General features: G+C 44.1%; 1 protein-coding gene. It reads left to right on the forward strand.

Translation table 11 applies throughout. From position 1 onward, the window contains the following. The coding region (locus R8N49_RS26180; protein ID WP_412034915.1) for a type II and III secretion system protein family protein at nt 1-824 on the forward strand (824 nt) is incomplete at both ends.

Below are 824 nucleotides of genomic sequence, written 5' to 3' on the forward strand. Positions count from 1 at the left end.
CCTCAAAGCATGATCTTTGCTCGTAACATGACGTGGGAAGGCATTTTGGAGTTGCTAGAAGTTGCCACGGATCAGCAAGTTAACGTTAAGATCTCTGTAGCACAAGTGACTGAAAGTTTCTCGAAAACTGTAGGTGTTGATTGGTCTTCTGTTGGAGCTGATGTGGGGGAGTTCTTATTCCAACAATTTGATGCCGCAGATTTAACAACATTGATTACAGCACTCGGAAATGAAAACGTAGCGCAAATTTTGGCTGAACCCAATCTTACTGTGATTTCTGGTGAGTCGGCAAGCTTTTTAGTTGGAGGTGAAGTACCAATTGTCGTTAGTACTAATAGTAACATCAACATCACCTTTAGAGAGTTTGGTATTAAGCTTGATCTCACTGCCAAGGTGCTGCATGAAGACAAAATCCGTATGCGCTTGATCCCGGAAGTTAGTGAAGTGGAAAGATACATTCGTGCTGCAGGTATAGAAGTACCGCAGTTTGCTACTCGACGAGCCATGACCACCATTGAGCTAGGTGATGGCGACAGCTTTGTCTTGGGGGGCTTAATGAGCAGTGCCGATCTTGAAGAGTTACAGAAAACCCCTCTACTGGGTGATGTGCCTATCTTGGGAGCGGCATTTCGGAAAGCATCCACAGACCGACGCCATACAGAGTTGATCATTGTTGCCACAGTCAATCTTGTTAAGCCAATAAAGAATAAAGAGATTCAACTTCCATACATCAGAAAAACCTCAACTCTGCACCGTTGGTTTAACGTGGATACTAATGACGTTGGCAATAAAGGCAATGACCCCACCATCAAATTGCTTTCTCA

The organism is Vibrio sp. 1978 (genome assembly GCF_033344345.1).